At 66.3% G+C, this 13658-nt stretch carries 10 protein-coding genes and 1 pseudogene; 6 read left to right on the forward strand and 5 right to left on the reverse strand.

Going from position 1 to position 13658, the window contains the following annotated elements; genetic code table 11:
- The first annotated feature begins 72 nt into the window (after positions 1–72).
- Positions 73–522, forward strand: a complete 450-nt coding sequence (gene fabZ, locus D580_RS0103905) for a 3-hydroxyacyl-ACP dehydratase FabZ (protein ID WP_012637739.1) — start codon at positions 73–75, stop codon at positions 520–522.
- Positions 519–1313, forward strand: coding sequence for an acyl-ACP--UDP-N-acetylglucosamine O-acyltransferase (gene lpxA / locus D580_RS0103910; RefSeq protein ID WP_018953127.1), 795 nt, complete (start codon positions 519–521; stop codon positions 1311–1313). The genes fabZ and lpxA overlap by 4 nt, the downstream gene beginning before the upstream one ends.
- 74 nt (positions 1314–1387) lie before the next feature.
- Here the strand turns inward: lpxA and lpxB are convergent, their stop codons facing one another.
- Genes lpxB through D580_RS0103925 form a run of 3 tightly spaced genes read right to left on the reverse strand, consistent with a single transcriptional unit; the run spans position 1388 to position 4638 of the window.
- The gene (lpxB, locus tag D580_RS0103915) at positions 1388–2554 is read right to left on the reverse strand and encodes a lipid-A-disaccharide synthase (protein WP_026289686.1); all 1167 of its coding nucleotides are present in this window, start codon (positions 2552–2554) and stop codon (positions 1388–1390) included.
- The gene (locus tag D580_RS0103920) at positions 2541–3635 is read right to left on the reverse strand and encodes a DegT/DnrJ/EryC1/StrS family aminotransferase (protein WP_018953129.1); all 1095 of its coding nucleotides are present in this window, start codon (positions 3633–3635) and stop codon (positions 2541–2543) included. Before D580_RS0103920 ends, lpxB begins: the two co-directional genes overlap by 14 nt.
- A 49-nt stretch (positions 3636–3684) precedes the next feature.
- Entirely contained in the window at positions 3685–4638 is a 954-nt protein-coding gene (locus tag D580_RS0103925) for a Gfo/Idh/MocA family protein (RefSeq protein ID WP_018953130.1), read from the reverse strand.
- 361 nt (positions 4639–4999) lie between these two features.
- Here D580_RS0103925 and rnhB point away from each other — a divergent pair, with 361 nt between their 5' ends.
- From rnhB to tilS, 4 genes are all read left to right on the forward strand, one after another.
- Positions 5000–5608, forward strand: a complete 609-nt coding sequence (rnhB, locus tag D580_RS0103930; protein ID WP_018953131.1) for a ribonuclease HII — start codon at positions 5000–5002, stop codon at positions 5606–5608.
- A 209-nt stretch (positions 5609–5817) separates the two neighbouring features.
- Complete coding sequence (gene dnaE, locus D580_RS0103935) at positions 5818–9306, forward strand: DNA polymerase III subunit alpha (protein WP_018953132.1); 3489 nt, start codon at positions 5818–5820, stop codon at positions 9304–9306.
- A gap of 359 nt (positions 9307–9665) precedes the next feature.
- Complete coding sequence (locus tag D580_RS0103940; protein WP_018953133.1) at positions 9666–10625, forward strand: acetyl-CoA carboxylase carboxyltransferase subunit alpha; 960 nt, start codon at positions 9666–9668, stop codon at positions 10623–10625.
- Between the two features lie 84 nt (positions 10626–10709).
- Complete coding sequence (gene tilS / locus D580_RS0103945; protein ID WP_155999711.1) at positions 10710–11963, forward strand: tRNA lysidine(34) synthetase TilS; 1254 nt, start codon at positions 10710–10712, stop codon at positions 11961–11963.
- A gap of 160 nt (positions 11964–12123) precedes the next feature.
- Here tilS and D580_RS16945 read toward each other — a convergent pair whose 3' ends face one another.
- Positions 12124–12726: a methionine adenosyltransferase domain-containing protein gene (locus D580_RS16945; protein ID WP_018953135.1), complete on the reverse strand. Its 603-nt coding sequence runs from the start codon at positions 12724–12726 to the stop codon at positions 12124–12126.
- Positions 12723–13418, reverse strand: a pseudogene (locus D580_RS15150) (class I SAM-dependent methyltransferase); the annotation flags it as partial. The gene D580_RS16945 and the pseudogene D580_RS15150, both read right to left, overlap by 4 nt.
- Positions 13419–13658: the final 240 nt, after the last annotated feature.

Consider the following 13658-nt stretch of genomic DNA (forward strand, 5'->3'; position numbering starts at 1 on the left):
GACGACAAGATTCCAGCCGCATCGCCTGGGCGTTCGGCCAGACAACAACACAGGGACACATCATTGGACGCCATGAGCATTCACCAGGTGATGCGCTATCTGCCTCACCGTTACCCCTTTCTCCTGGTGGACCGGGTCACCGACTTCAAGCCCGGTGAATACCTGGAGGCCATCAAGAACGTGAGCATCAACGAGCCCTATTTCCAGGGGCATTTCCCCATTCGCCCGGTGATGCCCGGTGTGCTGATCATGGAGGCCCTGGCCCAGGCCACGGGCCTGCTGGCCTTCAAGACCGAGGAGGCCCGCAACGAGAACCAGGACAAGCAGCAGCTCTATCTGTTCGTGGGTATCGACGAGGCCCGCTTCCGCCGCCAGGTGGAACCGGGCGACCAGCTGCATCTGCGCGTGGAACTGCTGAGGGTGGTGCGCGGCATCTGGCGCTTCAAGGCCGAGGCCCGGGTCAACGGCGACCTGGTGGCTTCCGCCACCCTGATGTGCGCCGGCAAGGAGATTGAGTCATGATCGATCCCCGGGCGGTCATCGAGCCCGGCGCACAGATCGCCGAGGACGTGCACATCGGTCCGTTCACCACCATCGGCGCCGACGTGCGCATCGGCCGGGGTACCCGCATCGGCCCGCACGTGGTGATCTCGGGACACACGACCCTGGGCGAGGACTGCGAGGTGTTCCAGTTCGCTTCCATCGGCGAGGCGCCCCAGGACACCGGCTACAAGGGCGAACCCACCCGAGTGGTGATCGGCGACCGCAACGTGATCCGCGAGTTCGTCACCATCCATCGCGGCACCCCCAAGGGCACCGGCGAGACGCGCATCGGCAACGACAACCTGATCATGGCCTACGTGCATATCGCCCATGACTGCGAGGTGGGCAACCACACCATCTTCTCCAATGCCGCCTCCCTGGCCGGTCACGTGAAGGTGGAGGACCGTGCCATCCTGGGTGGCTTCACCCTGGTGCACCAGTTCTGCCGCATCGGCACCCATGCCTTCACCAGCATGGGCGCGGCGCTCAACCGCGACCTCACGCCCTATACCCTGGCCTCGGGCAACTACGCCCGGGCCATCGGCATCAACAAGCTGGGATTGAAGCGTCGCGGGTTTTCCCCGGAGACCGTGCGCGCCCTGCACCAGGTGTTCAAGCTGCTGGTGCGCGGTCGAGACCGTGCAGTCGCGATGGCGGCCGCGGAGGAATTGGCCAAGGAGATCCCGGAAGTCGCCCGTTTCGTGGCATTCGTCAAGACCAGCCAGCGGGGCATCGTACGTTCGGGGCGCAGGCACCCATCTGAAGGGTGAAGTGCGAATTTAGAAGTGAGATGTAGGAAGTGCATTGCCGGAGCTTTGCCATTCACCTATTCTCACTTCTCACTTCAATCCAGTTTCCCGGTGTCGATCAATTCCAGCGCCATCCGCGCCACATTCTCCGATCCCCCGCCTTCCCCCAGTTTTTCCCGGATGATCCCGAGGCGCTCGCGCACCTGACGCGCGTAGTCGTTGTCCGTCAGCAGGCGCTCGATCTCCCCGGCGATGGCCTCGGGGGTGGCGGCCTCCTGGACGAACTCGTGCACCACCCGCTCGCCGGCGACGATGTTGGCAAGGCCTATGTCGCGGATCAGGATCAGGCGCTTGAGGATGAAGGCGGTCAGCGGCGCGACCCGGTAGAGGATGGCCATGGGTACCCGCAGCAGGCCGGCTTCCAGGGTGGCGGTGCCCGAGGCGATCATCAGGGCGTCGCTGGCATGCATGGCGTCGTAGGTGCGCCCGCTGACCTGCACGATGCCCAGGCCTTCGTCCAGGTGGGGCATGACGTCCCGGTCCACGTCCACGCCGGGGGCGATGGGCATGATGAACTGCACCCTGGGGATGCGACTGCGCAGCAGCCGGGCGGATTCCATGATCAGGGGCAGGTGACGGCGCAGCTCACCCCGACGGCTGCCGGGCAGGATGCCCACCACCGGGTCGGTCTCCTTGAGGCCGAAGCCACGTCGCAGGGTGTAGCAGTCCGCCGAGGCCCTGACCTCGTCCACCAACGGGTTGCCCACGTAGCGCACCGGAATACCATGTTCCCGGTAGACCGCCTCCTCGAAGGGAAACAGCACGGCCATGGCATCGATCACCTGGCCGATGCGCCGCACCCGTCGCGCGCGCCAGGCCCAGACCTGGGGGCTGACATAGAACAGCACCTTCACGCCCTTGCCCTTGGCGAAGCGGGCCAGGCGCAGGTTGAACTCCACGTAATCCACCAGCACCAGCAGGCGCGGACGCTCCCGCTCGATGCTGTGCTTGAGGGTGTTCAGGGCGCGGCGGATGTCGCCGTAATGGGCCAGCACCTCTACCAGCCCCACCACCGCCAGACGGGTGCTGTCCACCAGGATCTCCACGCCCGCATCCCTGAGCGCGCCGCCGCCCATGCCGGAGAAGCGCAGTTCCGGGCGCAGGCGGCGCAGGGCGCGCACCATGTTGGCGGCGTGCAGGTCGCCGGAGGCCTCACCCGCCACCACCATCACATGGTCGTGACTGGGCTCAGGCGATGGCATTCCGGATCACGTTGGTGACGGTGACGATGTGCTCGTCGGGCATCTCCGGGTAGATGGGCAGGGAGAAGCAGCGCGCCGCCACCTCGTCGGTGACGGGCAGCTGCACGTGGCTCAGGGTGTCGCCGAAGGCCTTCTGCCGGTGCAGCGGGATGGGGTAGTACACGGCGCAGGCGATCTGCTGGGCCTGCAGGGCCTTCATGATCTCGTCGCGACGCTCGGACAGCAGGGTGTACTGGTGGAACACGTGGCGTCCGTGACCGTCCTCGTGGGGCGTGACGATGCCCGTGTCCGCCAGCAGTTCGTTGTAGCGGTGAGCCACCCGGCGGCGCTGGGTGTTGAATTCATCGATGTGGCGCAGCTTCACCCGCAGGATGGCCGCCTGCATCTCGTCCAGGCGGCTGTTGTAGCCGATCACGTCGTGGTGGTAACGCACCTCGCTGCCGTGGTTGCGCAGGCTCAGGATGCGCTTGGCGTACTCGTCGGAACGGGTGGTGATCAGGCCGCCATCGCCGTAGCAGCCCAGGTTCTTGCTGGGGAAGAAGCTGAAACAGCCCAGCGCGCCGATGGCGCCGGTCTGGGTGCCGCCCACGTCGGCACCGAAGGACTGGGCGCAGTCCTCGATCAGCAGCAGCTTGTGCTGGTCGCACAAGGCCTTGAGCCGGTCCATGCGCGCCGGCTGGCCGAACAGGTGCACCGGCAGCACGGCGCGGGTCTTCGGGGTGATCGCCGCTTCCACCTTGTCCGGATCGATGTTGTAGGTCTGGGGGTCGATGTCCACGAACACCGGCGTGGCGCCCACGTAGGCGATGGCCTCGGCGGTGGCGATGAAGGTGAAGGCGGTGGTGATCACCTCGTCGCCGGGGCCGATGCCGGCGGCGGCCAGGGCCAGGTGCAGGGCGTCGGTGCCGGAGGCGCAGCCGATGGCGTGGGGCACGCCCAAATACTCGGCGGTCTCCTGCTCCAGGGCCTTCACGTTGGGGCCGAGGATGAACTGGGTGTTTTCCAGTACGTCCATCACGGCCGTGTCTATCTCGGCCTTGAGCTGGTGGTACTGGGTCTTCAGGTCAACCATGGGGATCATGGGATGGTCTGCCTCGTGTCTTGAAAAGGGATTCGTGTGGGGCGCGCGCTCAGCGCAGCACCTGGGCGTTGCTCAGCACCAGGTCGGTGATCCGGATGGCGGTTTCCAGGGCGCGCTGGCCGTCCTCGCCGGAGACGATCACCGGTGCGCCCTCCTGGATGGCCTTGAGGAAGGCAATGATCTCCGCCTTGAGCGCATCGCTTTCGTCGAAGAAGCTCTCCTCGCTGGTGATCTCGGGAATGCCCGGGAACATCTCCCGCTCACCCACCCGGTGGATGGACAGGCCGCGGTTCTGGAAGTCCACGGAGATGTAGGCGCTGGGCTCGAAGATGCGCATCTTGCGCTCGCTCTTCATGCTCACCCGGCTGGAGGTCACGTTGGCCACGCAGCCGTTCTCGAATTCCAGGCGTGCGTTGGCGATGTCCACCGCCTGGGACAGCACCTGGGCGCCGCTGGCGGCGATGGATTTGAGCGGCGAAGTCACCATGTCCAGGATGATGTCGATGTCGTGGATCATCAGATCCAGCACCACGTTCACGTCCGTGGCCCGGGGCTTGAAGGGGGCCAGGCGGTGGGACTCGATGAACAGGGGGCGGATGTTGCGGTCGGCCAGGTCCATGAGGGCGGCGTTGAAGCGCTCCAGGTGACCCACCTGCAGGATCGCGCCCTTGTCCCTGGCGATACGATTGAGCTCGGCGGCCTCTTCCACGGTCACGGTGATGGGCTTTTCCACCAGCACGTGGGTGCCGTGTTCCAGGAAGTCCTTCGCCACCTGGAAGTGCAGGGTGGTGGGCACCGCGATGCTCACCGCATCCACCTTGCCCAGCAGCTCCCGGTAGTCGGTCAGGGCGCGGCAGTGGCAGTCGGCGGCTACGGCGGCGGCCTGCTGCGGGCTTGCGTCCACGACGGCGATCAGGTCGGCATTGGGGAGGGCGGCATACTTCTGCGCGTGGAACTTGCCGAGGTAGCCCACGCCGATCACGGCGCAACGGGTGCTGGACATGAGGGGATCCGGTTTTTCAGGTTAATCAATGGATTGGAAAATTGGCGCCGGGACCCGTGAGGGCTGCCGGTGCTGTGGTAGCATTGTTCGGCCCGTCCATGGGCCTCACCCCTGCGGGGCTAGCGCGATGAATCGCTCCGGGCGATTCATTGTTCGGCCCGTCCATGGGCCTCACCCCTGCGGGGCTAGCGCGATGAATCACTCCGGGCGATTCATTGTTCGGCCCGTCCATGGGCCTCACCCCTGTGGGCTTGCGCGATGAATCGCTCCGGGTGATTCATAGTTCGGCCCGTCCAGGGGCCTTGCCCCTGTGGGGCCTGAGCGGCGTGGGCGTAGTTTACTGGATTTCTGTGGGGGATGCGTGGATCTGGAGGCCTGGCTGGGGTTGCCCGGGGTGGCGGGTGTGGACGAGGTGGGCCGGGGTCCGCTGGCCGGTCCGGTGGTGGCCGCGGCGGTGATCCTGGATCCGGCGAGACCCATCGAGGGTCTGAAGGATTCCAAGAAACTGAGCCCTGCCCGGCGGGAGGATCTGGACGGCCAGATCCGCGAGCGCTCCCTGGCCTTCGCCCTGGGGCTCTGCACGCCGGCGGAGATCGACCGCATCAACATCCTGCAGGCGAGCCTGCTGGCCATGCAGCGGGCCGTGGAGGCCCTGTCGCACCGCCCCGAGATGGCCCTGGTGGATGGCAACCGCTGTCCGAAGCTCGCCATGACCGCCCACGCGGTGATCAAGGGCGACAGCCGGGTGCCGGCCATCAGCGCCGCCTCCATCATCGCCAAGGTGCACCGGGACCGGCTGATGCTGGCACTGGACGAACAACACCCGGGCTATGGGCTGGCGTCGCACATGGGCTACCCGACCCCGGTGCACCTGGAGGCCCTGGAACGCCTCGGCCCCAGCCCCTGCCACCGCCTGAGCTTCGCCCCGGTGCGCCGGGCGGCTGAGGCAAGGCAGGGCGGGTTGTTTTGATCATCAAAGGCCTTCAACGCAAAGACGCGAAGGCGCAAAGGACGCAAAAGAGATTTTTGATGAACAGGAGCCCTGCTACCCAACCAACCCAGAGGTGCGATTGAATGCGGGTAGTCGTGCAAAGGGGTTTGTTACAGGATTTTCTTCGCGCCCTCTGCGTCTTTGCGCCTTTGCGTTGAAAGTTTTTATCGAACTTCGATCAGGAAACCATGACCACCAATTTCGTACATCTGCATCTGCACACCGAATTCTCCCTGGTGGATGGACTGGTGCGCGTGGGGCCGCTGGTGGAGGCGGTGCGCGAGGCGGGGATGCCGGCGGTGGCGGTCACCGACCAGGGCAACCTGTTCGGCATGGTGAAGTTCTACAAGGCGGCGCTCAAGGCGGGCATCAAGCCCATCGTGGGCGTGGACACCTGGGTCTCGGCGCCCCAGGCCGGGGAGGCCCCCGCGCGGCTGGTGCTGCTGGCCCAGGACGAGGACGGCTACCGCAACCTCACCCGGCTGATCTCGAAGAGCTATCAGGACGGCCAGCAGAGCGGCGACGTGCCGGTGATCGACCGTGGCTGGTTCGACGGCGCGAGTCGCGGCCTGATCGTGCTTTCCGGGGGTCGCGAGGGCGAGATCGGCCGCGCGCTCATGGGCAGCCAGCCCGCTGCCGCCGAGGAACTGTGCGAATTCTGGGAGGGCCTGTTCCCGGGACGCTTCTACCTGGAGATCGGGCGCACCGGCCGGGCAGGGGAGGAGGACCACCTGCACGCGGCGGTGGACCTGGCCCAGTCCCGCTCCCTGCCGGTGGTGGCCACCAACGACGTGCGTTTCCTGGCGGCCTCCGACTTCGATGCCCACGAGGCCCGGGTGTGCATCCACGACGGCCGGGTGCTGGACGATCCGCGCCGGCCCCGGGACTACACCCCCCAGCAGTACCTGCGTACCCCCGAGGAGATGGCTGAACTGTTCGCCGACATCCCCGAGGCCCTGGAAAATTCCGTGGAGATTGCCCGGCGCTGCAACGTCTCCCTGACGCTCGGCAAGTCGGTGTTGCCCGAATATCCGGTCCCCGCGGGCATGACCACCGACGACTATTTCCGCAAGGTCTCCCGTGAGGGTCTGGATGAACGTCTTGCGGTGATCCTGGAGGGCGTCACGGACAACCGCGAGGCGAAGGAGAAGGCCTACCGGGAACGTCTGGAGATCGAGCTGGACGTGATCTGCCAGATGGGCTTCCCGGGCTACTTCCTGATCGTGGCGGACTTCATCCAATGGGCCAAGGACAACGCCATCCCGGTGGGTCCGGGGCGCGGTTCCGGTGCCGGCTCCCTGGTGGCCTATGCGCTCAAGATCACCGATCTGGACCCGCTGCTCTACGACCTGCTGTTCGAGCGTTTCCTCAACCCCGAACGCGTGTCCATGCCCGACTTCGATATCGACTTCTGCATGGAGCAGCGCGACCGGGTGATCGACTACGTGGCGCAGCGCTACGGCCGCGAGAAGGTCTCCCAGATCATCACCCACGGCACCATGGCCGCCAAGGCGGTGGTGCGCGACGTGGGCCGGGTCCTGGGACACCCCTACGGCTTCGTGGACCGCATCGCCAAGCTGATCCCCTTCGAGATCGGCATGACCCTGGACAAGGCCCTGGAGCAGGAGGAGGAGTTGCGCCGCCTCTACGAGGAGGACGAGGAGGTCAGCGGCCTCATCGACCTGGCTCGAAAGCTCGAGGGCGTGGCGCGCAACGCGGGCAAGCATGCCGGCGGCGTGGTGATCGCCCCCACCGAGCTCACCGACTTCTCGCCCCTGTACTGCGAACCGGGCGGGCAGAGCGTGGTGACCCACTTCGACAAGGACGACGTGGAGGCGGTGGGCCTGGTGAAGTTCGACTTCCTGGGCCTGCGCACCCTGACCATCATCGACTGGGCGGTGCGCACCATCGACCAGCAGCGCAAGGCCGAGGGCCAGGCGCCCCTGGACGTGAACCGCATCCCCCTGGACGACCCGGAGACCTTCGGCCTGCTCAAGCGCCAGGAGACCACCGCGGTCTTCCAGCTGGAATCCCGGGGCATGAAGGAGCTCATCAAGCGCCTACAGCCGGACGTGTTCGAGGACATCGTGGCCCTGGTGGCCCTGTACCGGCCGGGTCCGCTGCAGTCGGGCATGGTGGACGACTTCATTAACCGCAAGCACGGCAGGGCCAAGGTGGACTATCCCCACCCGGACCTGGAGCCCATCCTCAAGCCCACCTACGGCGTGATCCTGTACCAGGAACAGGTGATGCAGATCGCCCAGGTGCTGGCGGGCTACACCCTGGGCGGCGCCGACATGCTGCGCCGGGCCATGGGCAAGAAAAAACCCGAGGAGATGGCCAAGCAGCGCGAGATCTTCCTGGCCGGCGCCACCGGCCGGGGCGTGGAGGAGGCCACCGCGAACTACATCTTCGACCTGATGGAGAAGTTCGCCGGCTACGGCTTCAACAAGTCCCACTCCGCCGCCTACGCGCTGCTCTCCTACCAGACCGCCTGGCTCAAGCAGCACTACCCGGCGGCCTTCATGTCCGCGGTGCTGTCCGCGGACATGGACCACACGGACAAGGTGGTGAACCTGATCGAGGAATGCCGGGCCATGGAACTGCACGTGGTGCCCCCGGATATCAACCGTTCCCTGCACCGTTTCGGCGTGGCCGACGCCCGCACGGTGATTTACGGCCTGGGCGCCATCAAGGGGGTGGGCGAGTCCGCCATCCAGGCCCTGATCCAGGCGAGGGAAGCGGCCGGTCCGTTCCAGAGCCTCGATGACCTGTGCGTGCGCGCCGACTCCCAGAAGATCAACCGCCGCACCCTGGAGGCCCTGATCCGGGCCGGGGCCCTGGATTCCATCGGCCCCAACCGCGCGACCCTCATGGCCAACTTGCCCAAGGCCCTGTCCCGGGCCGAACAGCACCTGCGCAACGAGAGCCTGGGCCAGGAGGACCTGTTCGGCGGCCCGGTCACCCCGGGTGCGCCGGACATGGATGACGAGCAGCTGCCGGAGTGGGACGAGGACCTGCGCCTGTCCGCCGAGAAGGAGACCCTGGGGCTGTACCTCACCGGGCATCCCATCGACCGCTATCAGGCGGAACTGAAGGCCATTCACTGCAAGCGCATCGCCGACCTGGTGGCCGAGGTGGCTGACCAGACCCCCGGGGAAGGGCGGCGGCGCAAGGAACAGCAGGCCACCGTGGGCGGCCTGGTGATCAACATTCGCACCAAGTCCACCCAGACCGGGCGCATCGGCTTCGTGACCCTGGACGATCGCAGCGGGCGGATCGAGGTGGGCCTGTTCGGGGAGGACTTCAACCGCTACCAGCACCTGCTGGTGAAAGACCGGCTGCTGGTGGTCCAGGGCCAGGCCGGGGTGGACGAGTTCAACGGCGGTGTGCGCCTGCGCGCCCGCCAGGTCATGGACCTGGACGAGGCCCTGTCCCAGTGTGTGAAGGGCCTGGACCTGCGCGTCCTGGGACGGCCCGTGAACGGCCTGGTGGATGAACTCAAGGATGCCCTGGCCCCCAGTCGGGAAGGTCCTTGCCCGGTCTACATCCATTACCGGGACGACCGCTTCCAGGCCTGCTTCGAACTGGGCGAGGACTGGCGGGTCAGGCCCAGCGGTGACCTGATCGCCCGCCTGCGGGGGCTGCTGGGGGAGGATGCGGTGGCGCTGCGCTAGCCCGCATATCTCACCACCCTTCTACTGCGGCCGCCGATCTGCTCGCTGTGACGGGGCGTGCTCACTTCAGCCGGCTTGACGTAGTGTCGGCTACGCCGGCGCCGTCTTCCGGTCCGCGCGCCCCGTCACAGCGGCATCTCGACGCCCTCGCTACGAACGGTGGTGAGATATGCGGGCTAGAAGGGCGAGTGGAAGTGCGAAGTGTGAAGTGTGAATTGGGAAGTCGGAAGTGGGGGTGAGGGTGGTTCCATTCACACTTCCCAATTCACACTTCTCCCTTCAATTCGCACTTCCCACAGCAAAAGCGTTAGAATCCCAGCCTTGCCGACGACAACGAATCCAAACCCGGCAGCCATTCTATGAACCCTGATTTTCTCGACTTTGAACAGCCGATCGCCGAACTTGAGGCCAAGATCGAGGAACTTCGCTATGTGGGTGATGACGCCGAGGTCAACATCCAGGAAGAGATCTCGCGGCTGCAGGCCAAGTGCAAGTCCCTGACCGAGTCCATCTTCTCCAAGCTCACCGCCTGGCAGGTGGCCCAGCTGGCCCGCCATCCGCGCCGTCCCTACACCCTGGACTACATCGGCCGCCTGTTCACCGACTTCGAGGAACTGCACGGCGATCGCGCCTATGCCGATGACGCCGCCATCGTGGGCGGCATGGCCCGCTTCGACGGACAGCCGGTGGTGGTCATCGGCCACCAGAAAGGCCGCGACACCAAGGAAAAGATCCGCCGCAACTTCGGCATGCCCCGTCCCGAGGGCTACCGCAAGGCCCTGCGCCTGATGCGTCTGGCGGAGCGCTTCCGCCTGCCGGTCTTCACCTTCATCGACACCCCCGGCGCCTATCCCGGCGTGGGTGCCGAGGAGCGTGGCCAGAGCGAGGCCATCGCCATGAACCTGCAGGTGATGGCGGGTCTGCGCACCCCCATCATCTGCACCGTGATCGGCGAGGGCGGCTCCGGTGGCGCGCTGGCCATCGGCGTGGGTGACCGGGTGATGATGCTCCAGTACAGCACCTATTCGGTGATCTCCCCCGAGGGCTGCGCCTCCATCCTGTGGAAGAGTGCCGAGCGCGCTTCCGATGCCGCAGAGGCCCTGGGTATCACCTCCGCCCGGCTCAAGGAGCTGGGCCTGATCGACACCATCATCCCCGAGCCCCTGGGCGGCGCCCACCGCAACCCGGAGCAGATGGCCGGCAACCTGCACACCGCGCTCGCCGAGGCCCTGCAGACCTTCAGCGCCATGGACACCGATGCGCTGCTGGAACGTCGCTATGGGCGGCTGATGGGGTATGGGGAATATAAGGAAGGGTGAGAAAAGTGCGAAGTGTGAATTGGGAAGTGGGAAGTAAAGGCTGTCAATTCGCACTTCCCAATTCACACTTCGCACTTCACTGCCATGTTGTCTGAAGTCCTCCGCGATGCCCTGCGGCATCTCCCTCCCGCCTCCCGCCTGATGGTCGCCTTCAGCGGCGGCCTCGATTCCCACGTGCTGCTGCATGCCGCCGCGGCCCTGCGCGGTGAAGGGTTTCCCGAGCTTCGCGCCATCCACGTGCATCACGGCCTCAATCCGCGGGCCGATGCCTGGGTCGAGCATTGCGCCCAGGTCTGCGATGACCTGGGCGTGGAACTCAAGGTGATCCACGTGGATGCCTCGCCTACCGACGGAGAGAGCCCGGAGGCGGCGGCGCGGCGCGCCCGCTACCGGGCCCTAGAGGCGGCACTGATGCCCGGCGACGGGCTGCTTACCGCCCATCATCAGCGGGACCAGGCGGAGACCCTGTTGCTGCAACTGCTGCGGGGTTCCGGCCCGGCGGGTCTGGCGGCGATGCCCCGCTGGCAGCCCCTGGGTGCGGGCTGGCATGGCCGGCCCCTGCTGGAGGTCTCCCGCGAGGCCCTGGAGACCTACGCAAGGGAACACGGTCTCGCCTGGGTCGAGGACGACAGCAACCGGGACACCCGTTTCGATCGCAACCTGTTGCGCGAACGGATCATGCCCTTGCTGCGCGAGCGCTGGCCCTCCCTGGACCAGACCCTTGCCCGCGCCGCCGGACACCAGGCGGAGAGCCTCGGCCTGCTGGGGGACCTGGCGCGCCAGGACCTGGAGGCCCTGCGCGGCGAGACCCCTGGCGCCCTCTCCGTGGCCGCGCTCAAGACCCTGCGCCCGGCGCGCCAGCGCAATGTCCTGCGCTTCTGGCTCATGGAAAAGGGCCTGCCCCTGCCATCCCAGGCGCGCCTGCAGAGCGTGCTGGACGACGTGCTCGCGGCCGGCCCGGATACCACGCCGCTGGTGGCCTGGCCGGGTGGCGAGATCCGCCGCTACCGGGATGCTCTGCATGCCATGGTACCGCTCGGTGATCACGATCCCGGCCAGCGTTTTGACTGGGATGGTCGCAGCGAACTTGCGATCCCGTCCCTTGGTGTGACGCTGTCCGGCGATTGGCTGGCCTCTCAGGGGGTGACTCCGGCACCGGGCGAGACCTTCACCGTGGCCTTTCGCCGGGGCGGCGAGACCCTGCGGGTACGGGACCAGACCCGGGACCTGAAGAAGCTGATGCAGGAACGGGGCGTGCCGCCCTGGCAGCGGGACCGGCTGCCCCTGGTGTTTCGGGGGGAGGTGCTGGTGGCAGTGTACTGGAAGTCGGAAGTCTGAACCTGGAAGTGCGAAGTGGTGTGGCATTGAAAAGGGCGGCCGTGGCCGCCCTTTTCCATTTTGTATATCGGCTGGGCATGAGAGCGAAGCCGGTGTCCGGGAGAGGCCGTGGTCCTTGCCGTTTCCCGTTTCCCACTTCCCAATTCACCCTTCCAACTTTCTACGAGGCCTTGAGGCCCTTGGCCGCATCGGCCAGCGCCTCGGCCCGGTCGGTGCGTTCCCAGCTCACGTCCAGGTCCTCGCGACCGAAGTGCCCGTAGCTCGCCGTGGGGCGGTAGATGGGCCGCTCCAGGTCCAGCATGGTGAGGATGCCGTAGGGGCGCAGGTCGAAGTGTTCGCGCACCAGGGCGGTGAGGGTGCCCTCGTCCACCTTGCCGGTGCCGAAGGTCTCCACGGCGATGGAGGTGGGCTCGGCCACGCCGATGGCGTAGGAGACCTGCACCTCGCAGCGGGAGCCGAGCCCCGCGGCCACGATGTTCTTGGCCACGTAGCGGCAGGCGTAGGCGGACGCCAGGTAACGGGCGGAACCGCCGAAGCCGGCGCCCATGTCCAGCACGGTCATGTTGGGCCTGGGCTCACCCAGCAGGTCGCCCATGTGGGCCACGGTGCGTCGGCTGGCATCGAAGATCGACTCATCATCGGACTCGTACAGGCCGATGTGGATGTCCTCGCCGCCCCAGACCCGGTGGTAAAAGGTGTCGGCGTCATCACTGTTGTAGTAGTCCCGCGCGGTGGCCACCGCAGTGCTGTAGTTCTGGCTCATGCGCATGCCTCCCGGTACTGTTTTTCGGCCACGTGAATGAAGAAGTCCGGCTCCGTTTCCTTGTAGGTCTCCTTGAAATCCCCGTAGGTCTCGATGCGCTGAAAGCCCACCTCGCGCATCAGGCGGCGCACGTAGGCCTTGCGCAGCGGGTACATGTTCAGGTGGTAGACGGAGTGGTCGGGGAAGGTGTACTGGAACCGGGCCAGGCCCTCGTCCACGTGCTCGGGCCGCACCTCCACGTTGTCGCCGCAGTAGTAGAAGGTGTGCTTGCTGGAATAGCCGTGGTCCATGATGGCGTCGTAGTTGCGCTGGTCCAGGATCAGCACGCCGTCGTGGTTGAGCGCCGAGTAGAACTCCGCCAGGGCCTTGCGCCGGTCGTTCTCGCTGAACAGGTGGGTGAAGGAGTTGCCCAGGCAGACGATGGCGTCGAAGCGTCCGTGCACGTCCCGGTTGAGCCAGCGCCAGTCGGACTGGATGGTGCGCAGGATGTGCCCCCGTCGTCGGCCGTTCTCGAAGGCCTTGGCGAGCATCTCGGCGCTGCCGTCGGCGCTGACCACGTCGAAACCCGCTTCCACCAGTTGCACGGAGTGAAAGCCGGTGCCGGTGGCCACATCCAGGATGCGCCTGGCGCCGCGCGCCTTGAGGGCGCGGATGAAAAAGTCCCCCTCGCTGGCCCTGCGGCTGTCCCAGTCGAAATGAACAACTGGATGTGCCGCGCGCCGTCTAATGGCGCTGGCAAGGTCTGGACCCGGTGACCGGGCCCGGTATTGGTGCCTTGTGGCTTAAGGCCTATTTACCTTGTGGGAGTCAGCCCGGGATTGCAAGGCGCGCGTGAATCCTGTCATGCAGGATTCACGCGCCGGTGCGGCGTCATGTGGGCCCGGGGGCAGATCTGGGGCGGGCCCGGGCGTAATTGAGGGAATTCCCCGAAT

It is taken from the genome of Thioalkalivibrio sulfidiphilus, assembly GCF_000377945.1.
Classification (GTDB): domain Bacteria; phylum Pseudomonadota; class Gammaproteobacteria; order Ectothiorhodospirales; family Ectothiorhodospiraceae; genus Thioalkalivibrio_A; species Thioalkalivibrio_A sulfidiphilus_A.